The sequence below is a fragment of the Thermosynechococcus sp. JY1331 genome (assembly GCF_031583475.1).
Classification (GTDB): Bacteria; Cyanobacteriota; Cyanobacteriia; order Thermosynechococcales; family Thermosynechococcaceae; genus Thermosynechococcus.
The window spans coordinates 1,052,698-1,078,024 of record NZ_CP134180.1 but is presented as its reverse complement, the minus strand read 5'-3'; the positions used below and the strand labels follow the sequence as shown (position 1 = coordinate 1,078,024).

Below are 25,327 nucleotides of genomic sequence, written 5' to 3'. Positions count from 1 at the left end.
TGCCGCTGTGTGGTAACTGTCCATGATCTCATCCGGCTCTCACTACCCGATCTTTGGTCCTGAAATTCGTTGTCCCCACTGTCGGCAAGTCATTCCCGCCCTGACCCTCACCGATACGTATCTGTGCCCGCGCCACGGTCCTTTTGAAGCTGATGCCAAAACGGGGGAATTAATGCACCTACAATCCGGCCGCATTTGGCGCCTCTGGGACGGCGAATGGTATCGCCAGCACACCCACCCCGACGGGATTCGCTTTGAAATTCACGATGCCCTCGATCGCCTCTACACCCAAGGCTACCGCGCCACCAAAGTCATTATTGCCGAACGCTATCGGGATCTCTTTTGTGCCTACCTCGAACGCAGCACCCCTTGGCGAGGCCCCACAGATCCCCAAATGCTGCGCCTGTTTGGTTTGCCCGTTGAGTTTAGCCCCCCCGCTAGCCAAGAGGAGCGCTGGGATGTGATTAACTTTGATCTCGAAAAAGAACCCGGCGCCCCCATTCGCCCCCCCTATTTTCGGATGTTTGACTAGTGATGCTCACCCTCGCCGACTGTGGCGAACTGGAATTGATTGCCCGCCTGCGCCCCTATTGCCACAGGGAATTGATTGGCGATGATGCCGCGGTTTTGTCGCTACCCCTTGGGGAGCAACTGATTGTCAGTACCGATGTCCTAGTGGAGGGGGTGCACTTTAGTTTAGGCATGGGCGATACCCCTGTGACCATGACGCCAGTGGATGTGGGCTGGCGATCGCTGGCCGCCAATTTATCCGACCTTGCAGCCATGGGGGCATTGCCCTTGGGGTTAACGGTGGGTCTCGCGGCACCGCGCAACTGTCCTGTGGCAACGATTGAGGGCATTTACCAAGGGATGGCTGCCTGTGCTCAAGCCTACGGCACTAGTATTATCGGTGGTGATACCTGTCGCTCTAGCGTTCTCAGTCTCAGCATCACCGTCTTGGGCAGTGCGCCGCCAGAACGGATTATTTATCGCGATCGCGCCCGGGTGGGGGATGTCATTGTCGTGACGGGGGTTCATGGTGCCTCCCGCGCTGGTCTCGAGTGCCTTTTGTATCCGCAGTGGGCCAGTACTGTGTCCGCAGAACTACGGCAAGCGTGGATCCAAGCCCATCAACGCCCCCAACCTCGATTGGATATTGTGCAATGGCTGCGCCAACAGGTGCCCCCGCCGCGTCTGGCTGGCATGGATAGTAGTGATGGTCTAGTGGCTGCCGTCTTGCAACTCTGTCAAGCCAGTGGGGTGGGTGCGATTCTTTGGGCAGAGCAAATTCCGATGGTGGGCTATAGCGATCGCCCGCAGGCCTTGAACTGGGCACTCTATGGCGGTGAAGATTTTGAACTGGTGTTGTGCCTTGCCCCAGACTTGGCTCAAGAACTTTGTAGGGCAGCGGGTGAGCAGGCCGCCATTGTTGGGGAAATGATTCCTGAAAAGAGAGTGCAACTCAAGCTCAATGGTGAATTATTGCCCCTGCAGCCCGATCAACTTTTTCAGCACTTTTAGGCGATCGGTTGAGTGGGCGAATTAGTTGCCTGAAGCAGGCATGGGTGTTGAGGTCGGGCACCGCCGTCAAGGAATATTACAAAAATTCATAAAGCTTAGGGGCGATCGCCGATAAATCCCCATAAATTTATACATTTCTTAAAAAAATACCGAGCTACCCCCGAATCGTTCTAATCTAAGTTAGCGCGTTAACTAAAAGTAAAGGGAGCCTCTTAGTAACCATGGTTGTCAAAGCAAGTGGTGGAAGCTCGGTTGCCCGCCCGCAACTTTATCAAACAGTCCCCGTTTCAACGATCATCCAAGCCGAACAGCAGGATCGCTTCCTGAATCGGGGTGAACTGGATGAACTCGCTGTTTATCTGCGCTCTGGGGCAAAACGCCTTGAAATTGCCACCACCCTCACCCGCAACGCCGACATCATTGTTTCCCGTGCTGCCAACCGCATCTTTGTCGGTGGTTCCCCCATGGCCTTCCTCTCCCGTCCCCAAACTGCAGAAGCCCCCCAATTCACCACTGGGGCAAGGGGCGAAGCCATTGACATGAAAGAAGCCATGAAGTTGGGAACCGCAACCTATGTGGACACCCGTGGTGGATTCCTAGAGGGCTTGCGCTCCGTCTTTAGTGCCTCTGGTGGTGGTGCACCCGTGGGCTTCAAGCCGATCAACATTGCCCGCTATGGCCCTGCCCGCATGGAAAAATCCCTGCGCGACTTGGATTGGTTCCTGCGCTATACCACCTATGCCATTGTGGCTGGCGATCCCAACATTCTGGCGGTGAATACGCGCGGCTTGCGGGAAATTATTGAGGCTGCTTGCTCCACTGATGCCACCATTGCTGCCCTACAGGAAATGCGGCGGGCGGCTCTTAGCTACTTTGAAAAAGACGCCGAAGCCAAGGGCATTGTGGAAACCTACTTTGAAGTTCTGATCAACGAATTTATTGCCCCTGCCCCCTCCGATAAAGTGCGGCAGCGCAACTCCACGGATCTTCAAGGTCTGCAACTACCCCAGATTTACTTCAATGCCGCCGAACGCCGTCCCAAATTTGTGATGAAGCCGGGGCTATCCGCTGCCGAGAAAAACGAAGTGGTCAAAGCCGCCTATCGGCAAATCTTTGAACGCGACATCTCCCGTGCCTACGGCTTGGGCATCTCTGACCTAGAATCCAAGGTGAAAAATGGCTCCATCTCGATGAAGGAGTTCATCCGCCAACTGGCCAAATCGCCCCTCTATCGCAAAAACTTCTACGAACCCTATATCAACAGCCGTGCCCTCGAACTGGCCTTCCGCCATATTTTGGGTCGTGGGCCTTCGAGCCGTGAGGAAGTGCAAACCTACTTTGCCATTATTTCCAAAGGGGGTCTTCCAGCCTTAGTGGATGCCCTTGTGGATTCCAAGGAATACAGCGACTACTTTGGTGAAGAGACGGTGCCCTATCTGCGGGGTCTGGGTCAAGAGGCTCAAGAGTGCCGCAACTGGGGTGCCCAACAGGATCTCTTCAAGTACAGTGCTCCCTTCCGTAAAGTCCCGCAATTCATCACCACCTTTGCCGCTCAGGATCAGCCGCTGCCGGATCAACACCCCTACGGTGCGGGCAACGATCCCTTGGAAATTCAGTTTGGCGCCATCTTCCCGAAAGAGAAGAAAAATCCCAATGCTCGCCCCCAACCCTTCAACAAAGACACCCGCCGCATTCTCATTACGCGCGGGCCAGGGATCAACAATCAGGTGAGCAATCCCGCAGCGCGTGGGGTCGCCCCCGGCAGCCTAGGGCCAAAAGTCTTCAAACTGGATCAGCTTCCCAGCATCAATGCCCGCATTGGCAAACGCTCGATCGCCACGGGCGGCGACAGTGTCAAATTTGCTGAAAGTTCGACCCAGCGGGTGATTCGTGCCGCTTATCTGCAAGTCTTTGGCCGCGATGTCTACGAAGGGCAGCGCCAAAAAGTGGCCGAGATCAAACTGGAAAATGGTGAAATCTCTGTGCGTGAATTTGTGCGGATTTTGGCCAAGTCAAACCTCTTCCGCAGCCTCTACTGGACACCGCTGTACGTCACGAAGGCGATTGAATATATTCACCGTCGCCTCTTGGGTCGTCCCACCTATGGTCGCCAAGAGATGAATACCTACTTCGACATTGCCTCGAAGAAAGGTCTCTATGGCTTAGTGGATGCGATCATTGACAGCCAAGAGTACAGCGAAGCCTTTGGCGAAGATACGGTTCCCTACGAGCGCTACATTACGCCCCAAGGTCTGGCTCTGCGATCGCTCCGCACTGGCACGATTGGTGAAACTGGCGTACCCCCTGAAAAAGAAGAAACACCTCGCTTTGTCGAACTGGGGGCGGTGACCGAACTGCGAACCGAGCCAGCAATTCAGTTCCGTGCCAATCAAGGGGTGAGCAAGCGCCGCGACCAAACCAAGGTCTTTAAGCTCACAGATCTCAATGACAAGCAAAACCTGCAACTAGTGATTCAGGCGGCCTATCGTCAGGTCTTTGAGCGGGATGTGGCGCCCTACATTGTCCGCGATGAATTTACTGCCCTTGAATCGAAGCTCAGCAACGGCGAGATTACCCTCAAGGAGTTTATCGAGGGCTTGGGTTGCTCGGAACTCTATCAGAAGGAGTTCTACACCCCCTACCCCAACACCAAGGTGATCGAACTGGGCACCAAGCACTTCTTAGGTCGAGCGCCCCTTGATCAAGCGGAAATTCGCCGCTACAACCAAATTCTGGCCACCCAAGGCTTAAAGGCCTTTGTCCAAGCCCTCGTCAGTAGTGCTGAATACGCTGAAGCCTTTGGTGAGGATACGGTGCCCTATCGTCGCTTCCCCACCCTGCCGGCGGCCAACTTCCCCAACACTGAGAAATTGCACAATCAACTCACGAAGCAAAGTGATGCGATTGTCGTGCCCAGCTTCGCACCCGTGAAACCTCGCCTCGATAACACGAAGCTGCCGCTCCTCAGTCGGGCGATCGCCGAACAAGAGGCCGAAGCGCGTCAAGCGGATCCCAGCAAACCCCGCTTTATCGAATTGGGACGCTCCTTCCGCAATGGCGATGGTCAATCGGTGGAAGTGGGGGTCGGTACCACCCGTCGCCGTCCTGCTCGCATTTTCCGCATGACCGTGGGTGCCCCTAGTGCTGAAGTGGAACTGGTGATCAATGCCATCTACTGCCAAGTGATGGATGTCTTCAGTGGCCAAGTGCCCAGCCAGTTCCGGCGCCCTGATCTCGAGAGCCGCCTGCGCAACGGTGAAATTACGGTTCGCGAGTTTGTGCGTACCTTGGCCAGCTCGGAGATCTATCGCAACCGCTTCTACACCCCCTATCCCAACACGAAGGTGATTGAATTCCTCTTCCGTCACCTCCTCGGTCGCGCCCCGGCAACCCAAGTGGAAATTCGCCAATACAACAAAATCTTGGCGGATCAAGGCCTCAAGGCCGCTGTCGAAACGATGGTGAATAGCCCTGAGTACAGCCGCTACTTTGGCGAAGATGTTGTGCCCTACAAACGCTTCCCCACGCTGCCAGCGGGCAACTACATTGGCAGTGTCAAGGCCGAGGCCGACTTGGTGAAGCAGTCTTGGTCAAGCCTCTCGCCCTCGTTGGTGGGGATTCAGCCAAGCCACCGCGACTAGGGAACGCTGCCACTAACCACTGGTGAATCAATACACTAGCGGATGCTCTTGCAGGGGTGTCCGCTTTTTTTCTCGACAAGACCACATTAAAATATCTTAAAGATTCTCAATTCTGAAAAATCGGCAAAATCCTGTCCTAGTGAGGGCTGGGAGTCTTTCTATAGCCAGTAAAAAAATGATAGAGTACAAAAAATTCACATTTTAATTTCTTATCCATTACTGTTCTCATTGAGTAGGAGTGTCCGTTACTTTGGAGAGCCACAAAGAAAAGATACTCGTTGTTGATGATGAAGCGAGTATTCGCCGCATTTTAGAAACTCGGCTGTCAATGATTGGCTATACCGTCGTCACTGCTGCCGATGGCGAGGAAGCCCTGACCACATTTCGGCAGGAGCAGCCAGATTTAGTAGTGCTTGACGTGATGATGCCCAAACTCGATGGCTATGGCGTCTGTCAAGAACTGCGCAAAGAATCCGATGTCCCCATCATTATGCTCACTGCCCTTGGCGATGTCGCCGATCGCATTACAGGGCTGGAACTGGGCGCCGATGATTATGTGGTCAAGCCCTTTTCCCCCAAGGAGTTGGAAGCCCGCATTCGCTCGGTGCTGCGACGCATTGAGAAAACTAGCACCTCTGGTATCCCTAGCTCTGGGGTGATTCAGGTGGGCAATATTCGCATTGATACCAACAAGCGCCAAGTCTATAAGGGGGATGAGCGCATTCGCCTCACGGGTATGGAATTTATGCTCTTGGAATTGCTGGTGGGACGCTCGGGGGAACCCTTCTCACGGGGAGAAATTCTCGAGCAGGTGTGGGGCTACACGCCAGAACGCCATGTGGATACGCGGGTGGTGGATGTCCACATTTCCCGCTTGCGGGCTAAGCTAGAGGAAGACCCCAGTAATCCAGAATTAATTTTGACAGCACGGGGAACAGGCTATCTCTTTCAGCGGATTACTGAACCGGGAGAAGCAAGCAACAAAAATTCTTAACTGGCTTGAGGGTGGGCCATGCTTCAAAAACGCTGGCACTGGTCAGAAGCTGTGGGTCTAGGTCTGACGGTTGTGGCCTTGAGCATTATTGCCTTTATGCAGCAGGATGCCCTGCGTCAGTTACAGGCTCAAACGGGAGAACAATTCACTGATGCTGAATATGAGCGCCAGAATGCCCAGACCATTACACAGATGCGGCTTTTGGCAAATCTCCCTTCCTTTGGTTTTGACAATTTAGTTGCCGATTGGGCGTTTTTGCAATTTTTGCAGTTTTTTGGTGATTCCGCTGCCCGCCAAGTCACGGGTTACGACGATGCACCTGCTTTCTTTGCGGTGATTATCGCTAAAGACCCCCGCTTTGCCCCAACCTATCCCTATCTTTCAACGGCAATTACGGTGTATGCAGGACAGCCGCAAACCTCTGTGGCCTTGATGGATCGGGGTCTGGCAGCGATGGATCCTGCCTATCAACCGACAGCTTACTTGGCATGGGTATTTCGGGCGATGGATGAATTGCTCTTTTTGGGCAAGGGGCGAGCGGCAGCAGAGTCCTACGATCGCGCGGCGGCTTGGGCAGAAATGAATCCAGATCCACAAGTCCGCGCCGCAGCAGAGTATTATCGCTCGTTGGCACAAACCCTACGGCGGGATCCCGATAGTCGGATGGCACAGATCAATGCTTGGATTTGGGCACTGGTGAATGCGGTCAGCGATCGCTCGCGACAAACGGCCATCGAGAATATTGAACGTCTAGGAGGTAAGGTCTCACGGCTGCCTGACGGCACTTGGCAAATCCGCCATCCTGAAGATCTGCGGTAACGCCTGTGGAACGCACGATTGCCGAAATCAATGAAAAGATTACAGCAGGCAAAGCCACCGTTTGGACATTGGCGGAACTCAAAGCCCGCCTTGAAAGCTTGAGCATTGCGGAAGCAACGCGCCAAGTGGATGTGATCACGACGGGCACGTTTGAACCCATGGAATCGTCTGGGGCGATGATTAACTTGGGGCCGACGGATCCACCGATTAAACTGCGGCAGTGTTGGCTCGATGGCATTCCTGCCTACAGTGGTTTTGGCGCCGTCGATCTGTACTTGGGGGCAGCCCAATCGCTGGATCCCAATTCCGAAGCGGGCGAAGCCGACAGTCTGCGGGAGCGCGGGGGGGGCCATGTCATTGCCGATTTGATTGCGGGTAAAGCCATTCCCCTACGGGCAGTGGGCTATGTCACGGATTGTTATCCCCGCGCCAGTTTAGAAACGGTGATTAGCAAAGAGACGATCAATCAGTTCTATCTCTATAACCCCCGCAATCTTTATCAAAATTTTATTGTCGGTGTCAATGGGGGCGATCGCCCGCTCTATACCTACCTTGGTCCGCTGCAACCGCAACTGGGGAATGCTGTCTATGCCTGTGGCGGTGCCCTTTCACCTCTATTGAATGATCCCTACTTGCGACTGGTGGGGATTGGCACGCGCATTTTTCTCGGCGGTGGCATTGGTTATGTGGCGTGGGAAGGCACTCAACACTTCCCCTTGCAAAAACGGTTGGCCAACGACACCCCCATTGGTCCAGCAGCCACCCTTGCCCTGATTGGTGATGCCAAGCAAATGGATCCCTTTTGGGTGCGCGGTTGCTATTTCAAACATTACGGTGCCTCCCTGATGTTGGGAGTGGGCGTGCCCCTGCCCGTCTTAGATCAAGACGTTATTGCCCGCTGTGCCATTCGCGATGAGGAAGTGGTGGCGCCAATTATTGACTTTTCAATTCCCCGCCGCGTGCGTCCCACCTTTGGCATGGTCAACTATGCTCAACTCAAGTCAGGCAAAATCAAAATTGAAGGCAAAACTGTGCGCACTGCTCCCCTAACGAGTCTTTACTTTAGTCAGCGCATTGCCGAAGTCCTCAAAGACTGGATCCACAGTGGTCGTTTTACCCTCACAGAACCCGTTGCCCCCCTGCCGCGCGATCGCGTCTTTTTGCCACAGCAACCTTGGATGCCCGCTGCCAGCGATGATTAATGACATTAATGACTTTTGGCGGGTAGCAACCCTCCTTTCGCTATAATGACCAATAGTTCAACCACCTTGGCCTTGGCAATTCTCCAGTCCCCGACCGAGTGATTCAGGCCACTGCTGAACACTTGCCGATGGGTGTTTAATAAAAATATAGGGTTCTGGATTCCAGCGATCGCGGACAGACGAAAAGTTGCATCCTTCACTCACTTAATTTCGTCATGCGTATTATTACGGTTGTTGTATGTTCTAGTTGTGTGTCAGTCTCAGCGTTAGGGTAGAGGTCAAGGGCTGTGCAGTATCTTGCCGAGGTGATTAAAAAAACGGGTTTCATGGGGACGAAATCCGAGTTGAAGTTGTTGATGCGTGAGCAGTCGGGCTACTGGCACCCTGTCCCCCAAAACGAAGAAACCATTCCCTTTGACAACAGTCGTGACTACGGCAATGGTGTGTTGGTCTTTGTTGAAATGGCCGCCAACCGCCAGATTCAAAACGTGGATGAAGCAACGCGCCGTCTCACCGGTATCTTGCACGGCTTCACACGGATGCGTGAGCGCTTCCAAAGTCAAGAGGAAGAAATTGAGGGCTGGAAGCAATCCCTCTCCTATCAAGCAGAAGCTCTGAACCAACGGGAACAGGAATTTGAGCAGCGCAGAGAAGAACTCCAAGAACTAGAGGCGCAACTGGCCGGCGCTGAAGAGCAGCTAGCACAACTCAACAAATTGCGAGAAGAATTGACCGCCGAGGAACAGCGGATTCAAGCAGAGCGCCAAGCCCTTGAAAATTTACGCCACCAAGTGCACCAAGAGCAGCAGCGCTGGGAACAACTTAAATCAAGCCACAGCGTTGGCCTATCCCCAGAGCAAATTCGCCAAGTGGACTCGATTTTGCGGCAGTTGGCAGAGACCCTCAACAGTGGTGGGCGTCCTCAAATCGCGGAATGTTTTCAAATTTTAGACCAGCAGCAGGCCTTGCTGAGTCAATACTGGCAGCAACTGGAGCAACTGGAGCAGGAGCTGAGTCAACGGCAAGCTGCCCTAGAGGAACAACTGCAAGCCTTCCATGCAAAGGAGGAGACGTGGCGCACCGCCCAAGAACAATTTTGGCAAGACAGTCGGGCGATCGCCCTGCAGGAGGAACTCTGCCGTTACAAACAGTCCGTGCTTGAAAAAGAACGTCACCTCCTTGCCCAACAGGAGGAAATGATCCAGCAAATGCGCCAAGCCATGGTCAGTGATCTCACAGAGGCCGTGGATGTGAATGCCCTGATGAAAATGCCCATGGAGGAACTCGAAAAAGAAGTCGCCAACCGCGGTAATGACCTCAAACGTGCCTCTGCCTTTGTCAACGATCAAGAAGAAGAGCTAAAAATGGCTCTGGAGTCCTTAGCAGAACTGGAGCAAAAAGTCAAAGAAGCCAGTGATTTCGATCGCCTGCAACTGGCAGGAGAACTGGAGGACGAACGCCAGCGCTGTAATCTGCTCAATCAGGCGCTTGAAGGACAGCGGCAAAATATCCGTGAAAAAGAAGCGATCTACAAAATCCACAAACAAGTGCTAGAGGCGCGCAAAGATCCCGCCTCCCAACAGGGCATTAGCCTCATTCCCATCCTCAGTGAACTGGAGCGCCAGTTTCAAGAGTACAGTGTGGCTGTCAATCAACTCGCGGAAGAATTGCAGCAGGCCTATACTGATCTCGAAAGTCTGCGCCATGACCTTGAAGAGCGCCGCAAACTGCAACAGCAGCAAAAAGATCAACTCAGTCAAGAAGAACAGGCACTGATTGAAGAGCAACGGTTACTCGCTGCCAAGCGCGGCCAAGCGAATCTACTGCGGGAGATTTTACAGCCCGTTCAAGATCGCCTCAATCACCTGCGCCAAGGCCTAGAGGGACTAAACCAAAATATCCTCAATGGCCGTCCCAGTGCTCTCATTTCTGAATTGCAGCAGGTCGTCATGAATCTAGGGCAGGGGGCTTAGTCGCTAATTGCGCTGCCGCATCGCGTCTCGGACTTTGGTTTCTCCTGCGCGGTTATTTTGCTCACGGTACAGTTTCAAAGCCACTTGATAGGCACTGCGAGCCTCCTGCCGCCGCCCTTGCGCTGCCAAGGCTTTGCCCAAGCGATAAAATCCCTCGGGATCTCTAGGGTTGATCTGCGTAGCTTGACGATAAATTGCCGCCGCTTCAAGGGGGTTGTTCTGCTGCATTAACAACTCGCCAAAGCTAAAGTAGGTGGCTAGCCGTTCGGGTTGCAAAGTGATTAGGCGGCGATAGGTTTGAATGGCTCGCTCGGGTTGATTCGCCGCAACGGCCAGTTCAGCCACCTGTTGTAGCAGATCCGCATCCCGCTGACCCAAGTTAGCGGCGCGATCAATCGCTTGCCAGCCATTGCTAGGATCGCCGGCGGCCAGAAGTGCCATCCCCAAGTTGAGTTGAATCGAGGCATTGCCGGGGGCAAGGCTTGCCGCCTGTTGCAGACTACTGAGGGCTTCAGGAATATTGCGTTGTTGGAGCAGCAAAACGCCTAATCCCTTTTGAGCCGCCCAATTGCGGGGGTCAAGACTGAGGGCGGAGCGGTAGGCCTGTATAGCGCCTTGGGGATCCCCCATGCGGGCGAGAATCACCGCCAGTCCTTCGTAGGATTGGGCATTACGGTTATTCAGGCGAATGGCTTGGCGGTAGGCGGCAGCAGCCCCGTGGTTTTCCCCCATCATCCCCAGACTGTAGCCGAGGGCATAGTAAAAATCAGCGTTTTGTTGATCCAGCTCAATAGCGCGTTGGTAGGCACGGGCGGCTTCGGCAAATTGTCCCTGCTGGGCATAGATGTAGCCAATGGCAGAATGCACGCGGGGATTACGGCTCTCGCTCTGGAGCAGTTGCTGATAAATGGCCAAGGCTTGGGCATAGTTTCCTGCTTCCACTAGCCGTCGCCCTTCTTGCATCAGCGTGCTGACTTGGCTATTGGCGTGTACTGGCGATGCCATCCAAAGGCCAAGACTGGCAATACTAGCCCACAAAAGGGAATTGAAGCGCATCGTGAGTGAGTCCTCCTCGCAAACATTAACCTCAACTTAACGGTTGTTTACAGCTCTCTTAAGAGATACTGCAAATTCCGCCAAGGGCGATCGCCAAGGGTTAAGAGATCTAGTTAAGGCAAACTAAGGCTCTATTCTGGACAATTTTGACCCGAATGGCAAATCAAAAGGTAGGTGTGCGATGGCGAGACGATGCAACATTGCCCTTGTGGGCAGCTACAACAGTGGCAAAACAACCCTTGCAGAAAGCATTTTGCGCCTTACCCACGCCACGAGCAGTAAGGCCAGTAGTCTTCTAGATACCAGCCCTGAGGCTCGCGATCGCCAAATGGGGGTAGAACTGAATGTCGTTCATACCCAGTATGGAGACTTGGAGCTGACGCTTCTCGACTGTCCCGGCTCGGTGGAATTGCTGCAAGAAACCCTCAATGCCCTCGTGGGGGTGGATATGGCGATCGTTGTCTGTGAACCCCTGAGCGATCGCGCCTTTACCCTAACCCCCCTGTTCAAATTCCTCGATGACTGCCAGATTCCCCATATTCTTTTTGTCAACAAGATGGAGCGCGCCCATGACCCCTACATGGAGATCCTCGCGGCCTATCGCCAAGTTTCCAGTCGCCCCTTGGTACCCCACCAGTACCCCATTTGGCAGGGGGATGATCTCTTGGGCTACATTGACTTGGTGACGGAGCAGGCCTATCACTATCATGCGGGGGCAGCGGCGGATTTAGTTTCCTTTCCTTCGGAATTACAAGCCGTTGAACAGGCGGCGCGGGCGGAGCTACTGGAGGCTCTAGCCAACTATGATGACCACCTTTTGGAAGAACTCCTTGAGGATATTGCGCCGCCAGAAAGTGAAATCATGGCGGATCTGCGCTGGGAGTTGGGAGCCGATTTAATTGTGCCCGTCTTTTTTGGCAGTGCGCAAACAGACTACGGTGTGCGCCCCCTATTGGCAGCCCTTGATCGCGAAGCACCCGATGCCACAGAAACTGCTGCCCATCGCCAGATCAATGGTGAGGAACCCCTCGCCCAAGTGCTGAAGACCTTCTATCTACCCCAAGGAGGCGGCAAGCTCTCCCTCGTTCGGGTCTGGCAGGGTACCTTGACCGATGGTATGAGCTTGAATGGGGTGCGCGTGGGGGGTATCTACCGTGCCCAAGGTACACAACTGGAATCCTTGGGACAAGCCACAGCGGGGGACATCGTTCTCTTGGCGCGGCTAGAGGGCATTCGTACGGGTGAGACCCTCAGTATCAATGGTCAGGCGGTGCCTTTGCCCTGTGCCCCCCAACTAGAACCCGTCTATGCCTTGGCCATTACCCCCAGTAAACGCAGTGATGAGGTGAAGCTCACCAGCGCGCTGCAAAAACTCCTTGAGGAAGATCCGGCGCTGCGCTGGGAACAGCATGGCGATACCCATGAAATTATTCTCTGGGGACAGGGTGACATTCACTTGCAGATTGCCCTTGATCGCCTGCGCCGCAAATATAACCTACCGATGCAAACCCATCTCCCCCAAGTCCCCTACAAGGAAACCATTCGCCGCAGCACGAAAAACAGTCATGGCCGCTATAAACATCAAACCGGTGGCCACGGCCAGTTTGGCGATGTCTACCTCGATATTGCTCCCCTAGAACGCGGCAGCGGCTTTCAATTTAGTGAAACCATTGTCGGCGGCGTTGTGCCCAAGCAATATATCCCCGGTGTCGAGCAAGGGGTGCGGGAATTTCTCAACCAAGGACCGTTGGGATTTCCGATCGTGGATGTGGCGGTGACCCTCACCAATGGCTCCTATCACTCCGTGGATAGCTCTGAGCAGGCCTTTCGCCAAGCGGCTCGCCTCGCCATGCAAGCGGGAATTCCCCAGTGTGAACCGCAACTCCTAGAACCCATCATGGCAGTCCAAGTGTGGATGCCCCAAGCTTTTACGGCTAAGGTGATGCAGGCGTTGACGGGGCGGCGCGGTCAGGTTTTGGGCTACAGCAATAAGGAGGGTTGGCCCGGCTGGGAACAGATTGAGGCTTATTTACCCCAAGCAGAAATGCATGACTTTGTGGTGGAGTTGCGATCGCTAACGATGGGCACAGGTGGCTTCCATTGGCAATTTGACCATCTTCAAGAAGTACCGGAGAAACTGGCCGCGACGATTGTCCAGCGCCACAAAAAAGCCTAGGCTACCAGTTGAGCCGCCTTGGCCTGCAATTCCTGGAGTCGTGTGGCCATAATCTGCTGAATCTGCGCCTCCTGCTGGCGATCGCTCGCATCCAGATCATCAGCCACGGTGCCGGGAGCCGCTTGGAATTTCTTGAGTTGACGGTCAAAGAAACTATTGGGAAAGCGGCGGTACTCAACCGTCTGCTGCTGGAGGCGGGCAGTGTGGCAAAACTGGTGCAGCCAATGGGCATAGGCCACATCCTCAGCCCCATAGCGAAATTGGCGAAACACCTCCTCTTCGGGAAAGCCGCCAATAAACTCATGGACTTCGCGGCGCACGGCGAGATTGAGCACCAGCGTTTGCTCGAGGCTTTTGTGCCAGTAGGGATGCAGGCGATCGCGACAATAGACCCCCGTGCGTACCGCCCCAAAATACGCTGGGGCATAGGGTGCGGGTAAAGGCTGATTCAACACCGATAGGGCTAAAAACAGATGCTCAGGGCGGTAGAGATCATCGGCATCACAGAAAAAAATCACCTCCCCTTTGGCCAAGCGCACCCCCATGTTCCGCGCTGCCGCAATCCCAATATTCGTCGGTAAGCCCACCAATTGTAGGGGCACGGCATTCGGCCATCCTGCCGTCGCCACATCACAGGTGTGATCCGTTGAACCATCGCTAATCAGGATGAATTCCCCCGCAGTGGCGTAGGGGAAGTGCTGTTGGAGGTAGCGGCAACTGGCGGCAATGCTCTCAAGGGTTTCCCGAAAGACCGTTTCTCCCCGCTGGGTCACCACATTGTAGGCGGGCATCACAATCGAGAAGGAACGTAGGCCAGCAAGTTCCACAGCAAGTCCCTCAGTCACTCGCCCTCATTTTCTCCCTAGGAGCGGCTGCGATGCAAAAATTTCCCGAGGGGTTGACAAACGCTCAGGGCATTCGCTACATTAACTAATGCTGAGTCTTGCCCCCATCGTCTAGAGGCCTAGGACACCTCCCTTTCACGGAGGCGACGGGGATTCGAATTCCCCTGGGGGTATCCTCCATTGGCAACCTCAACGTGAACGGTCGATATTTGATTCGCCGCTCCCCTGCCAAAGTGCCACAATACGGAAAGTAGTGCAGGAGACAAAGGATGGACTGGGCAACGCGGGTGATGCGGGTCACGCCGTCGGTAACGCTGGCGATTGATGCCAAAGCCAAGGCAATGCGCGCAGCGGGAGAAGATATCTGTAGCTTTAGTGCGGGCGAGCCCGACTTTGACACCCCTGCCCATATTCGTGAGGCGGCAAAAACAGCGCTCGATCAAGGCAAAACCCGCTATGGTCCGGCGGCAGGGGAACCGGCCTTGCGGCAGGCGATCGCCACCAAGCTCAACAACGACAACCACCTGCCCTATCGCGCCGAAAATATCCTAGTGACCAATGGCGGCAAGCAAGCCCTCTTTAACCTGATGCTAGCCCTAATCAATCCCGGCGATGAGGTGATTATTCCTGCCCCCTACTGGGTGAGCTATCCAGAAATGGTGCACTTGGCCAGTGGCACGCCGGTGATTGTGACAACCACTGCGGAAACCGGCTATCGGATTACCCCTGCCCAGCTAGAGGATGCCATTACCCCCAAAACACGGCTCTTTGTCCTCAACTCCCCCAGCAACCCCACGGGCATGGTCTATACCCCCGAGGAAATTCGCGAACTAGCGGCAGTCATTGTGCGGCATCAACTGTGGGTGATCTCCGATGAGATTTACGAGAAGATTCTCTACGATGGGGCTGAACACCTGAGCATCGGTGCTGTCAGTGAGGCAGCCTTTGAGCGAACCATTGTCTGTAGTGGCTTTGCCAAGGCCTATGCGATGACCGGTTGGCGTGTGGGCTATCTGGCAGGGGCAACCGATGTCATTAAAGTCGCCACAAAAATTCAGAGCCACAGCACCTCAAATGTCTGTACCTTTGCCCAATACGGTGCCCTTGCGGCTCTAGAGGGAAGTCAAGCCTGTGTGGCCGAAATGGTGGCCGCCTTCCGCGATCGCCGTGCCTGTATGTATGAACGCATTTCTGAGACTCCTCGCCTGCGCTGTCTCAAACCCCAAGGCGCCTTTTATCTCTTTGTGGATATTAGCGAAACGGGTTTAAGTTCCGTAGAGTTTTGCGATCGCCTGCTGGAGGAAGAAAGAGTGGCCACGATTCCCGGTAAAGCCTTTGGCATGGATGATCACATTCGCCTCTCCTACGCCACAGATTTGGCCACCATTGAAAAAGGCCTGACGCGACTGGCAAAATTTGTCGAGCGCCTCTAAATCCACAACCGCGCCATCGGTAGGAGAAACCCCGGCATCACCTCGCTGCAATCAACGACCTCGGGGGCGTCCAAAACAACCACGTCCTCTTGGGGGCGGTAGAGTTCTACTTGGCGATCTTGGGAATTGATCAGCAGCCCCAAGCGCACCCCCAGTCGCCGATACTCCTGCATTTTGGTACGTAAGCGGTCAATCGCATCCGAGGGCGATCGCAACTCAGCAACGAAATCTGGCACGATGGGGATAAAGCCCGTCAGATCAACGCCCTCTAGGCGGTGGCTAGCAATCCAAGAGACATCTGGGGAGAGTTTGCCGCCCCCCAAAGCTGTAAAGTCATAGCCCGTTGAGGAATCAAAGGCACGCCCCAGTTGCGTTTGCCGGTTCCAAAGCCCCACTTCCACAATCAGCTCAAAATTTTGGGCACCTGTTTGCCCCCCCGTTGGCGGCATGACAATCAATTCTCCAGCCTGGGTCAATTCTAGGCGCAGATCAGGATTATCGCGGCAGAGCTGATCAAACTGCTCTGGGGTCACCTGCACCGTTGCATTGCGGACATTGAGCAGCAGCGGCGAGCTGTCCACGGGTGTCGTAGAAGTCATAACAGTTGGTTCAAGCCGAATAACTTGATCCTAGCGAAGGCGACTTAGAGATGGTCTTTGACGTATTTCCACGCTAGTTTGGCTGCACCGACGATGCCCGCGTGATTGCCAAGGGTGGCTCGCAAACAGTGGAGGTGATTGCGGGAGGTGGGCAGCACCCGCTCTTCCAATTCAGCAATCATCGAGGGAAAAAAGAGGTCACTGGCGGCACTAATCCCCCCACCAATAATCACTGCTTCGGGGGTGAGGACATACACAAGGCTCGCAATGCCAGCGGCTAATTCACGGCCATAGCTTTGCCAGAGGGCGATCGCCTCAGGGTCACCATTGTTGGCCCGCTCTGCCATCTCATGGGGTTCACAGCCCCAGCGTCGCCGCAGGGCTTGGGCAGAAACATGTTGTTCTAGGGAACCGCGATTGCCACTGTTGCAGGGAGGCCCGTTGTAGTCGAGGGTAATCAGCCCCAACTCGCCAGCAGCGCCATCCCGACCGACAAAGAGATTGCCATTGAGGATGATTGCACCGCCAACCCCCGTCCCCAAGGTCAGCAAAATTAGATCCTTAAACTGACTCCCTGCCCCTAGCCATGCTTCTCCGAGGCCGGCACAGTTGGCATCGTTACCAATTACGGTGGGCTTGCCCGTCAACTGTTCGAGGCTGTCGCTAATGGGCACTTCGTACCAGTCAAGGTTAATCGCACGGCGGGCAATACGACCAGTGGCATCCACAGGCCCCGGTATCCCCATCCCGATCGCCAACGCCCGATCCTCACCATCCAGTTCTTTAATCCCCTGCACAATCGCTCTAATCACCCGCTCTGGAAAGGGAGGCTGAGGGGTCGGCAACGTTAGGGTATTGAGGCAATCCCCCTTGGGACTAAAGCGCCCCATTTTGATGGCAGTGCCACCGAGATCAACACCAATGACGTAGGGTTCGCTCACAGGGATTTGGCAGGTCTCAATTGCAGGCGATCGCGGGCATCGTCGCCCAGTTGAATCGTCACATCCGATGCTAGCACACCCGTACTCTCCACCCGTACTTCACCAAATCCCAGCAATAACTGCACCCGACGCGCTGCCGCCAAGTCCCCCTGCTGAGCAATGATGCGCGTAATCGGCATCGGTTGGGGTAATGGCTCTGCCACCAAAGGATCAGGGTAACCCGCGGTTTGCAGTTGCTCACTCAGACGCATGACCAATGATTCTGGCAGGGTGGTATTTTGAATCGCAATGCGCACCTGGGCAGGGGTGGTCAGACCTGTCTCGCGCGGATCAGCAGTAGGGGTGTCGCGGAAATAGTGATCCGTCAGCCAAGCAATCCGTTGGTAATTGGGCAACCAATAGCTCACTTCCACTTCATCGGTGCTGCCATTAAAGTTCCCCGGCAGCATCAGAAACTCCATCCGCGATCGCGGCAAGCTAGTGAGGAATTGCCCCAAGCTCATCAGTTCCTCAACCATTAAGTTGGTATCCAAGTTTTCGCGAATAATACTGAGAAGCTGGGGGGTACGGGCAAGGGTTTCCGGGCGAGCCGTTTGCTCCATCAATGCCCGCAAAAACATCTGTTGTCGCTGCACGCGGCCAATATCGCCAAGGGCATCGTAGCGAAAGCGCAGAAATTGTAGGGCTTGGTTGCCATTCAGGTGTTGTCGTCCGGGCTGCAAATCAATGTAGAGGCGCTGACTGTCATCCCGATAGCGCATGGCTGTGGGTACATCCACTGTCACCCCCCCAAGGGCATCAATGAGTTTCTCAATGCCTTGAACGTTAATGCGCAAATAGCGATCGATGGGCACATCCCCCAACAGATCACTTACCGTTTCCGCCGCCAGTGCAGGCCCGCCGAGGGCATTGGCTTCGTTAATTTTGGCGTCGCCTCGGCCGGGGATAAAGGTCAGCGTATCGCGAGGAATTGACAACACCACTAACCGTTGCTGCACTGGATCAAAGCGCACGAGTAGCAGTGAGTCCGATAGCCCTTCAACGGAATTCACTAGGGCATGGTAGGTAAGGTTGGGGTCAGGCGGTTCATCTAAGTCGGAGGTTAAAACCTTGGAGCCAATGAGCAGTAAATTCAAGGGTTGATGGAGCCTTGCCCCTGTCCAGCGATCGCCCCGTTGAAACACCTGCCACTCTCGACTGCTGAGCGATCGCTGCATAAGCGGTGTACTCTGACTCAATAGCCCCCAGAGTGCCCCCAAGCTGCCGGAGATTAAGGCAACCCCTAGCCACAACACCAGTCGCCAAAATAAAACCCCTTCTTCAGGCGGAGCGGGTCGTCGTCGGTGTTGCCATCGAATAAACACTATTGCCTCGACACACTAAAATTCCCTTAAGCCTACCATATAGCCCTTTTCTCCTATGACGTACATGAAGCGTCTTCGATACGAAGTCTCACCCTTTGGAGCCGGTGTCATCCCTGTGAAAAGAACTGTCAACCAGTTGGCAGGATACAATACTCAGATACCCAACCTATACGCAACCGATTGCGGCCAAAATGCAATTTATTGACCTTGCCGAAATTCATGTCAAAGCTGGAAAGGGGGGCGACGGCATTATTGCCTTTCGCCGTGAAAAATACGTGCCTGCGGGGGGGCCATCGGGGGGCAATGGGGGTAATGGCGGCTCGGTGATTCTCAAGGCAGTCTCCAATTTGCAAACACTGCTGGACTTTCGCTATGCCCATGTGTTCAAGGCGGACAATGGCCAACGGGGCGGGCCGAATAACCGTACGGGTGCCTGTGGTGCGGATTTAGTGATTGAAGTGCCCTGCGGCACAATGGTTTGGGATGCGGAAACGGAGGAATTACTGGGCGACCTCACCACCCCCGGTCAAACGCTGCTGGTGGCCAAGGGGGGCAAAGGGGGTTTAGGGAATAAGCACTTCCTGAGTAATCATCAACGGGCACCAGACTATGCCCTACCGGGGCTAGAGGGGGAAGAACGGCATCTCCGGCTGGAACTCAAACTACTAGCGGAAGTGGGCATTATTGGTCTGCCCAATGCGGGTAAGTCCACGCTGATTTCTGTGTTATCAGCAGCGCGACCGAAAATCGCTGATTATCCCTTTACAACCTTGGTGCCCAATTTAGGTGTGGTGCGCCAACCCAATGGTGATGGCACCGTGTTTGCTGATATTCCCGGTCTCATTGCCGGTGCCCATGCGGGTCTGGGGTTGGGGCATGAGTTTCTCCGCCATATTGAGCGCACACGTCTGCTGCTGCACTTGATTGATGCCACGGCTGAGGATGTGGTGGCTGCTTACCAAACCATTCGCGATGAACTAGTGGCTTATGGGCACGGCTTGGGCGATCGCCCGCAAATTATTGCCCTCAACAAAATTGATGCCCTAGAACCTTCCCAAATTGCTGCAGTTCAAGACACCCTTACTGCCTATACCGGTCAACGGGTTTTTGCCATCTCTGCGGTGGCGCGTCAGGGGTTAGAGCCTCTCTTAAATGCCATTTGGCAGGAACTGGGGGTGAGCGTTTCCCATCAGTATTCTTGATTGTGACGGGTGCTGTTGAGGAACCACCGAGGAAAAAAATGAACACCAGAAGATGCCTTGTCCGGGGCGCGATCGCCCTTGGAAGTAGTCTGATTCTTGGTCTGTGTTCGCCAACTCTAGCCCAGCCATCCCCCCAGCAATTTCAGGAACTCGCCAATCAAATTGATCAACTGCGGGAACAAGGTAATATGCAGGCTGCTATTCCCCTAGCAGAGCGCTTTGTGACCTTAGTAGAAAATACACTGGGCAGCAACCATCCCCTTTTGGCAGCCAGTCTCAACGAATTGGCAAAGCTCCATGTTGAGCAGGGAAATTATGCAGCAGCACTCCCCCTCTATCAGCGGGCATTGACTATCTACGAGCGTGCTGGCGGGTCAGATCAACCAGAGGTGTCTGCAACACTCAATAACTTGGCCAATCTTTACCGTGCCCAAGGGAACTATGATGCTGCGTTGCCAGTGTTTCAGCGAGCATTGGCGATCGCCGAAAAGACCCTAGGGTTCAATCATCCCGAAGTGGCGGTCATTCTCAATAACATCGGTCTCCTCTACACTGAGCAAAAAAAGAGGGCAGCCGCCCTGCCCTTGTATCAACGCGCCCTCAGAATCTTTGAGCAAACCCTTGGGGAGAAGAGTCCCTACGTGGCAACAACGCTGAACAACCTCGCAGCCCTGTATCGGGAACAAAAGAATTATGCTGACGCCTTGCCCTTGTATCAACGTGCCCTTCAGATTCGCGAACAAACGTTGCCCGCAGGTCACCCCGATATTGCTGCCAGCCTGAATAATTTAGCCACGCTCTATTTTGATCAGCGCAACTACGCAGCGGCACTGCCTCTCTATCAACGGGCGCTGGCGATCGCCCAATCCCGCCTTGGGGAAAGCCATCCCCATACCGCTGCTGCGCTAGGAAACCTTGCTGCAGTCTATTGGCAACAGGGAAATCTTACCCAAACCCTTGCCCTACTGCAAAACGTACAGGAAATTGAGGAAAAGAACCTCAGTCAGAATCTAATCGTTGGTTCAGAGGACTACAAGCGCAACTATCTAGGAACCTTTCAAAACAGTACCGATGCCATTCTCACGCTGCACCTGCAGAACCTGCCCCAAGATCCTGAGGCCACCGCCTTGGCTCTGACAACACTCTTGCGCCGCAAAGGGCGATTACTGGATTTTCTCAGCCAGAACCAAGCACGACTGCGACGGCAACTAGCGGCGCCAGATCAAGCGAAGCTCCAGCAACTCACCACATTGCGCACAACCATCGCTAAACTCGTTTTTGCTTCAGCAAAGCCAGCAGCTTTCTCCCAAGTGCAGCAGCTTCAAGCCCAGGCCAATCAACTGGAAGCCGAACTGAGTCTGCGCAGTGCTAGCTTTCGCGAACTCACTCAACCCGTAACCATCGCTGCGGTTCAACGAGCGATTCCGGCTAATGCTGCTTTGATTGAGTTTATTCGCTATCGCCCCTACGACTTGGGCAAACAGAGCTTTGGTGAGCTGCGCTATGGCGTCTATGTATTGCGTGCCACGGGTCAGCCCCTAGGGAGAGATCTTGGCACCGCTGCTGAAATTGATACCCAAGTACGCCAGACTCGCTTACGTTTGGCTGACCCTCGCTTACCCAAGGGTGAAGTTCAACGGGCAGCTCAAGTTCTTGCCGAGCGGGTGATGACGCCGATTCGTCCGTGGATTGGCAATGCGACTCATTTGCTCATTGCCCCGGATGGGGAGTTGAATACTATTCCCTTTCAGGCACTTGTGGATGCCCAAGGGCGCTACTTGGTGGAATCCTATCTCATTACCTTGCTCACCTCAGGACGAGAACTGTTGCGTTTGCAATCCCAATCAGAATCTACCGCTGTGCCTTTGATTGTTGCTGACCCCAGTTTTGATCATTCCTTTGGCAATGCCGCTGCTTCCCCGGCGGTGCGCTCCCTTGACTTGCGGGGGTTGGCCTTTGCTCCTTTGCCGGGGACAGCCCAAGAAGCCCAAGCCCTCAGGGCACTCCTACCCCAAGCACGGCTATTGGTTCAAGGGGCGGCCACCGAAGCAGCGCTTAAGGCGGCGAAGTCCCCAAAAATTCTCCACTTGGCTACCCATGGCTTCTTTCTAGCCCCATCAGGAAACAGGGATATTCTGGAAAACCCCCTTTTGCGTTCGGGTTTGGCCTTGGCAGGGTTTAACCAGCGCCAGAGCGGTTCAGATGTGGATGATGGTGTCCTTACTGCTTTGGAAGTGACCGGCATGAACCTCAGCGGCACAGAATTAGTGGTGTTATCCGCCTGTGATACGGGGCGAGGAGATGTGGTGAATGGGGAGGGGGTCTATGGATTGCGACGAGCGTTTACATTGGCGGGGGCGCGATCGCAGGTGAGTACCCTATGGAAAGTGGATGATCAAGTAACCCGCGATATAATGGTGGCCTTTTACCAAAATCTGCGCCGAGGCATGGGGCGCACAGAAGCCCTGCGGCAAGTCCAGCTTCAGCGACTCAAGGATGAATCCCCCTACTATTGGGCGGCGTTTGTTTCCAGTGGTGATTGGTCTCCCTTAGCATTGCCCCGATGACGATGGTTCGTGCCATTCAATACCGTCTTGCCCTGTGGTATGTGGGGGTAACGGCACTCCTGCTCCTCATCTTTGCCACGGGGTTCTTTGTCTATGTGCGGGGAACCCTGATCGAGCGCATTGATGACACCCTCAGCCACGTTGTTGAGGTGGTGAGTCGTTCCCTGATTATTGACACGGGCACGGCGGAAGCCATTGATTGGCAAACCAGTTTAGGCAGTAGCCCCCTTGCGGCACTGGAGGAGGATCACATTGACCTAGAGGGGTTTACTCCGGATCAGCAGTTGGTTTGGAGCACGTTTTCAGAACCCCTTGATCTGCCCTTGCATCTGAATCGGACAGCAGAAACGGTGCAGGTGGGGGAGGATCGCTGGCTACGGCAGATGACGGTGGCCTTAGTGGTGGGCGATCGCCTACTGGGCTATTTGCGGGTCAGCCATCCTTGGTTCGAGGTGACCCAACCGAGTCAAGCCCTACTCTGGGATCTCTTGGTCGGTATGACCATCACGCTGACACTGGTGAGTATTAGTGGCTGGTTTTTGTCACGGCTGGCGATCGCCCCCCTGCAGCAGTCCTATGCTTATTTGAAGCAATTTACCGCTGATGCTTCCCATGAATTGCGCAACCCCGTAGCCCTCATTCAAACCAATGTCCAGGTTGCCTTAGCCACTGCGGATCTGGAAACCCAACGCCAACAACTCCTAGTCATTGAACGCCTTAGTCGCCGCCTCAGTCGCTTAGTGGATGATTTGCTCTTTCTAACTCGTCAAGATAGCGGCATGATTCCCCTGCAGGCCCAGCCCTGTCACCTTGATGCCCTGCTTTTGGGGGTGATTGAGGAGCAAACGCCCTTGATTGAGCAAAAACACCTCCAACTGGCGTTGGAGCTTGCGGATCCCCAGACCTCAGAGACAGAGGCCTATCGCCTGTGGGGCAACCCCGATCACCTGAGTCGCTTGTTAACGAATATCCTCAGTAATGCCGTGCAATATACCCCTGCCGGTGGTCAGATTCAAGTGAGGTTGGATCAGCAGGGCAAATTCTACCGTGTCGTGATTGCCGATAATGGACCGGGGATTCCCGCCAGTGAACTGCCCCGCCTGTTTGATCGCTTTTATCGCCTTCAGGGCACAAAGTCCGAAGGGACGGGTTTAGGGCTGGCGATCGCCCAATCCATTGTCAAAGCCCACCGCGGTCAGATTCAGGTAACTAGCGAAGTCGGTCAAGGCACCTGCTTTACGATTCTGCTGCCAGCGGAAATAAAAGAGATCTAGATCGCTGGTACGATCATCGCCAGAGTTATCCCCAAATCAGCCAGTTTTATTAGGATTGCCACCACTGTGGAAAAGAAATCACGTTCGCTTGCCCATGTTGCCACCATTGTTGCCGTTGCAACGCTGTTGAGTAAAGTCGCGGGACTGGTTCGCCAGCAGGCGATCGCCGCCGAATTTGGTGTTGGCGCCGCAGTGGATGCCTACAGTTATGCCTATGTGATTCCGGGGTTTCTCTTTGTGCTCTTGGGGGGGATCAATGGCCCGTTCCACAGTTCGATCATCAGTGTGGTTCTCAAGCAACCGCCCGAAAAAGCCGCGCCCCTCGTGGAAACCATTACCACCGTTGTGGGTGCCCTATTACTGGTGCTGACCGCCATTTTGATGGTGCTGGCTGACCCCTTAATTCAACTCATTGCCCCCGGTGCCAGTCCAGAGATTCAAGCCTTAGCCGCAGAGCAGTTTCGGATTATGGCACCCTTGGCCGTGCTCTCGGGTTTGATTGGCATTGGCTTTGGTACCCTCAATGCTGCCGATCAGTACTGGTTGCCCTCGATTAGTCCCTTGCTGTCTAGTTTGGCAGTGATTATTGGCATTTGGTTCTTTGCCGATCAATTTGGCCCAGCAGTGCTCGCTTGGGGAACCCTAGCGGGAGGGGTACTGCAATGGCTTGTACAAATTCCTGCCCAATGGCAAGCCGGCATGGGTACATTGCGATTACGTTTTGATCTCAATCGTCCTGAGGTGCGGGAGTTAATTCAACTCATGGGGCCTGCTACCCTATCCTCGGGAATGCTCTTGATCAGCGTCTATATCAGTCTCTTCTTTGCCTCCCAGTTGCCTGCGGGGGCTGCGTCGGCCTTGAGTTACTCCCAACTGCTCTTTCTAACGCCCTTAGGGATTCTCTCCAATGTGATCCTTGTGCCCTATATGCCCATTTTTTCAAAGTTGGCACAACCAGAACATTGGCCGGATCTCAAGGAACGCATTCGCCAGAGTTTGGTACTCACTGCCTTGAGTATGATGCCCCTCGGTGGCATGATGGCAGCTTTGGCATTGCCGGCAGTGCGGGTGGTCTATGAGCGGCGTGCCTTTGATTTTCAGGCCTCCCAACTTGTGGCGGCGCTACTATTGGTTTATGCCATTGGTATGTTTTTCTACCTTGCCCGCGATGTCATTGTGCGGGTCTTTTATGCCCTAGAGGATGGCCGCACACCCCTCTACATCACCCTCTGGGGATTGGGATTTAATGCCCTGTTTTGCTTTTTCTTTACCCAAGCCTTTGGCGCTGTTGGGTTGGCAATGGCCACGGTTGGGGTGAATACCGTATCGTTTATTGCCCTGACTTGGATTTTGCACCGTCGTTTGGGGGGGCTACCTTGGGGGGAGCTAATTGTGCCGTTGGTGGGAATTGCCCTAGCCAGTGTTCTCAGTGGTGGGGCAGGTTGGGGTGCCCTCAAAGGACTGGAATTGTTCTGGGGGCGGGAAGGCTTGGGGGTGCAACTGTTGCAGTTGGCGATCGCCGGCAGTGTCAGCCTGATTGTTTTTGCAGCGGCTATCTCGCCCCTAAATCTACCGGAGCTAGAGTTTTTCCTGAGCAAAGTACGGCGGTTTTTGCCCAAGCGATACCAGTCATAGATTGCATAGTATGCTAGTAGATCGGCCAATAACGAGCCGCGTTTTTTCCCCTCTCCGTTGCCTCTCATCCCATCTGCCTCTGCCG

18 protein-coding genes and 1 tRNA gene are annotated in these 25,327 nt (G+C 54.5%); 14 read left to right on the top strand and 5 right to left on the bottom strand.

What is annotated here, in order from left to right; all coding sequences use genetic code 11:
• Nucleotides 1–22: 22 nt before the first annotated feature.
• The 7 genes from RHJ31_RS05100 to hmpF all read left to right on the top strand — a co-directional run bounded on the left by RHJ31_RS05100 (nt 23) and on the right by hmpF (nt 10,150).
• Complete coding sequence (locus RHJ31_RS05100; protein WP_149819327.1) at nt 23–532, top strand: TIGR02652 family protein; 510 nt, start codon at nt 23–25, stop codon at nt 530–532.
• Nucleotides 532–1,521, top strand: a complete 990-nt coding sequence (thiL, locus tag RHJ31_RS05095) for a thiamine-phosphate kinase (RefSeq protein WP_315862965.1) — start codon at nt 532–534, stop codon at nt 1,519–1,521. The genes RHJ31_RS05100 and thiL overlap by 1 nt, the downstream gene beginning before the upstream one ends.
• Before the next feature lie 221 nt (nt 1,522–1,742).
• Entirely contained in the window at nt 1,743–5,162 is a 3,420-nt protein-coding gene (locus RHJ31_RS05090; protein WP_302677599.1) for a phycobilisome rod-core linker polypeptide, read from the top strand.
• A 250-nt stretch (nt 5,163–5,412) separates the two neighbouring features.
• Nucleotides 5,413–6,156 (top strand): response regulator transcription factor RpaB, encoded by a 744-nt coding sequence (gene rpaB / locus RHJ31_RS05085; protein ID WP_149821735.1) that lies wholly within the window; start codon nt 5,413–5,415, stop codon nt 6,154–6,156.
• 18 nt (nt 6,157–6,174) lie between these two features.
• A complete protein-coding gene (locus tag RHJ31_RS05080) occupies nt 6,175–6,975 on the top strand; it encodes a hypothetical protein (protein WP_302677598.1) in 801 nt (266 codons plus the stop codon).
• 5 nt (nt 6,976–6,980) lie between these two features.
• Nucleotides 6,981–8,177, top strand: a complete 1,197-nt coding sequence (locus RHJ31_RS05075; protein WP_302677597.1) for a homocysteine biosynthesis protein — start codon at nt 6,981–6,983, stop codon at nt 8,175–8,177.
• Nucleotides 8,178–8,464: 287 nt separating this feature from the next.
• Nucleotides 8,465–10,150, top strand: coding sequence for a pilus motility taxis protein HmpF (gene hmpF / locus RHJ31_RS05070; protein ID WP_302677596.1), 1,686 nt, complete (start codon nt 8,465–8,467; stop codon nt 10,148–10,150).
• 3 nt (nt 10,151–10,153) lie between these two features.
• On the opposite strand, the gene RHJ31_RS05065 is transcribed toward hmpF, so the two are convergent.
• On the bottom strand, nt 10,154–11,206 hold the full coding sequence (locus RHJ31_RS05065; RefSeq protein ID WP_302677594.1) for a tetratricopeptide repeat protein: 1,053 nt from the start codon (nt 11,204–11,206) through the stop codon (nt 10,154–10,156).
• A gap of 181 nt (nt 11,207–11,387) precedes the next feature.
• Here RHJ31_RS05065 and RHJ31_RS05060 point away from each other — a divergent pair, with 181 nt between their 5' ends.
• Nucleotides 11,388–13,382 carry an elongation factor G gene (locus RHJ31_RS05060; protein WP_302677593.1) on the top strand — a complete coding sequence of 665 codons (1,995 nt, stop codon included), beginning with the start codon at nt 11,388–11,390 and terminating at the stop codon, nt 13,380–13,382.
• On the opposite strand, the gene RHJ31_RS05055 is transcribed toward RHJ31_RS05060, so the two are convergent.
• Nucleotides 13,379–14,227: a glycosyltransferase family A protein gene (locus RHJ31_RS05055; protein ID WP_302677592.1), complete on the bottom strand. Its 849-nt coding sequence runs from the start codon at nt 14,225–14,227 to the stop codon at nt 13,379–13,381. The genes RHJ31_RS05060 and RHJ31_RS05055 overlap by 4 nt on opposite strands.
• Before the next feature lie 100 nt (nt 14,228–14,327).
• On the opposite strand from RHJ31_RS05055, the gene RHJ31_RS05050 reads away from it, so the two are divergent.
• Both RHJ31_RS05050 and RHJ31_RS05045 read left to right on the top strand, forming a co-directional pair.
• Nucleotides 14,328–14,400, top strand: a tRNA-Glu gene (locus RHJ31_RS05050).
• A 96-nt stretch (nt 14,401–14,496) separates the two neighbouring features.
• On the top strand, nt 14,497–15,660 hold the full coding sequence (locus RHJ31_RS05045) for a pyridoxal phosphate-dependent aminotransferase (protein ID WP_302677590.1): 1,164 nt from the start codon (nt 14,497–14,499) through the stop codon (nt 15,658–15,660).
• On the opposite strand, the gene RHJ31_RS05040 is transcribed toward RHJ31_RS05045, so the two are convergent.
• Genes RHJ31_RS05040 through RHJ31_RS05030 form a run of 3 tightly spaced genes read right to left on the bottom strand, consistent with a single transcriptional unit; the run spans nt 15,657 to nt 18,564 of the window.
• Nucleotides 15,657–16,259, bottom strand: coding sequence for a Uma2 family endonuclease (locus RHJ31_RS05040; protein WP_302677589.1), 603 nt, complete (start codon nt 16,257–16,259; stop codon nt 15,657–15,659). The genes RHJ31_RS05045 and RHJ31_RS05040 overlap by 4 nt on opposite strands.
• Nucleotides 16,260–16,303: 44 nt before the next feature.
• Complete coding sequence (locus RHJ31_RS05035) at nt 16,304–17,149, bottom strand: ROK family protein (protein ID WP_399375699.1); 846 nt, start codon at nt 17,147–17,149, stop codon at nt 16,304–16,306.
• A 47-nt stretch (nt 17,150–17,196) separates the two neighbouring features.
• Nucleotides 17,197–18,564: an LCP family protein gene (locus tag RHJ31_RS05030; protein WP_302677586.1), complete on the bottom strand. Its 1,368-nt coding sequence runs from the start codon at nt 18,562–18,564 to the stop codon at nt 17,197–17,199.
• Between the two features lie 191 nt (nt 18,565–18,755).
• On the opposite strand from RHJ31_RS05030, the gene obgE reads away from it, so the two are divergent.
• The 4 genes from obgE (at nt 18,756) to murJ (ending at nt 25,242) form a co-directional block, all read left to right on the top strand.
• Entirely contained in the window at nt 18,756–19,766 is a 1,011-nt protein-coding gene (gene obgE, locus RHJ31_RS05025; protein WP_302677585.1) for a GTPase ObgE, read from the top strand.
• A gap of 38 nt (nt 19,767–19,804) precedes the next feature.
• Nucleotides 19,805–22,333 (top strand): CHAT domain-containing protein, encoded by a 2,529-nt coding sequence (locus RHJ31_RS05020; protein ID WP_302677584.1) that lies wholly within the window; start codon nt 19,805–19,807, stop codon nt 22,331–22,333.
• A 2-nt stretch (nt 22,334–22,335) separates the two neighbouring features.
• Nucleotides 22,336–23,607, top strand: a complete 1,272-nt coding sequence (locus RHJ31_RS05015; RefSeq protein ID WP_399375698.1) for a sensor histidine kinase — start codon at nt 22,336–22,338, stop codon at nt 23,605–23,607.
• 66 nt (nt 23,608–23,673) lie between these two features.
• The gene (murJ, locus tag RHJ31_RS05010) at nt 23,674–25,242 is read left to right on the top strand and encodes a murein biosynthesis integral membrane protein MurJ (protein WP_302677582.1); all 1,569 of its coding nucleotides are present in this window, start codon (nt 23,674–23,676) and stop codon (nt 25,240–25,242) included.
• Nucleotides 25,243–25,327: the final 85 nt, after the last annotated feature.

Coding starts and splice junctions, on each gene's coding strand:
- RHJ31_RS05100 (WP_149819327.1), top strand. CDS start 23: ATGATCTCATCCGGCTCTCACTACCCGATCTTTGGTCCTGAAATTCGT.
- RHJ31_RS05090 (WP_302677599.1), top strand. CDS start 1,743: ATGGTTGTCAAAGCAAGTGGTGGAAGCTCGGTTGCCCGCCCGCAACTT.
- RHJ31_RS05080 (WP_302677598.1), top strand. CDS start 6,175: ATGCTTCAAAAACGCTGGCACTGGTCAGAAGCTGTGGGTCTAGGTCTG.
- RHJ31_RS05065 (WP_302677594.1), bottom strand. CDS start 11,206: ATGCGCTTCAATTCCCTTTTGTGGGCTAGTATTGCCAGTCTTGGCCTT.
- RHJ31_RS05060 (WP_302677593.1), top strand. CDS start 11,388: ATGGCGAGACGATGCAACATTGCCCTTGTGGGCAGCTACAACAGTGGC.
- RHJ31_RS05045 (WP_302677590.1), top strand. CDS start 14,497: ATGGACTGGGCAACGCGGGTGATGCGGGTCACGCCGTCGGTAACGCTG.
- RHJ31_RS05040 (WP_302677589.1), bottom strand. CDS start 16,259: ATGACTTCTACGACACCCGTGGACAGCTCGCCGCTGCTGCTCAATGTC.
- RHJ31_RS05035 (WP_399375699.1), bottom strand. CDS start 17,149: ATGGGGCGCTTTAGTCCCAAGGGGGATTGCCTCAATACCCTAACGTTG.
- obgE (WP_302677585.1), top strand. CDS start 18,756: ATGCAATTTATTGACCTTGCCGAAATTCATGTCAAAGCTGGAAAGGGG.
- RHJ31_RS05020 (WP_302677584.1), top strand. CDS start 19,805: ATGAACACCAGAAGATGCCTTGTCCGGGGCGCGATCGCCCTTGGAAGT.
- RHJ31_RS05015 (WP_399375698.1), top strand. CDS start 22,336: ATGGTTCGTGCCATTCAATACCGTCTTGCCCTGTGGTATGTGGGGGTA.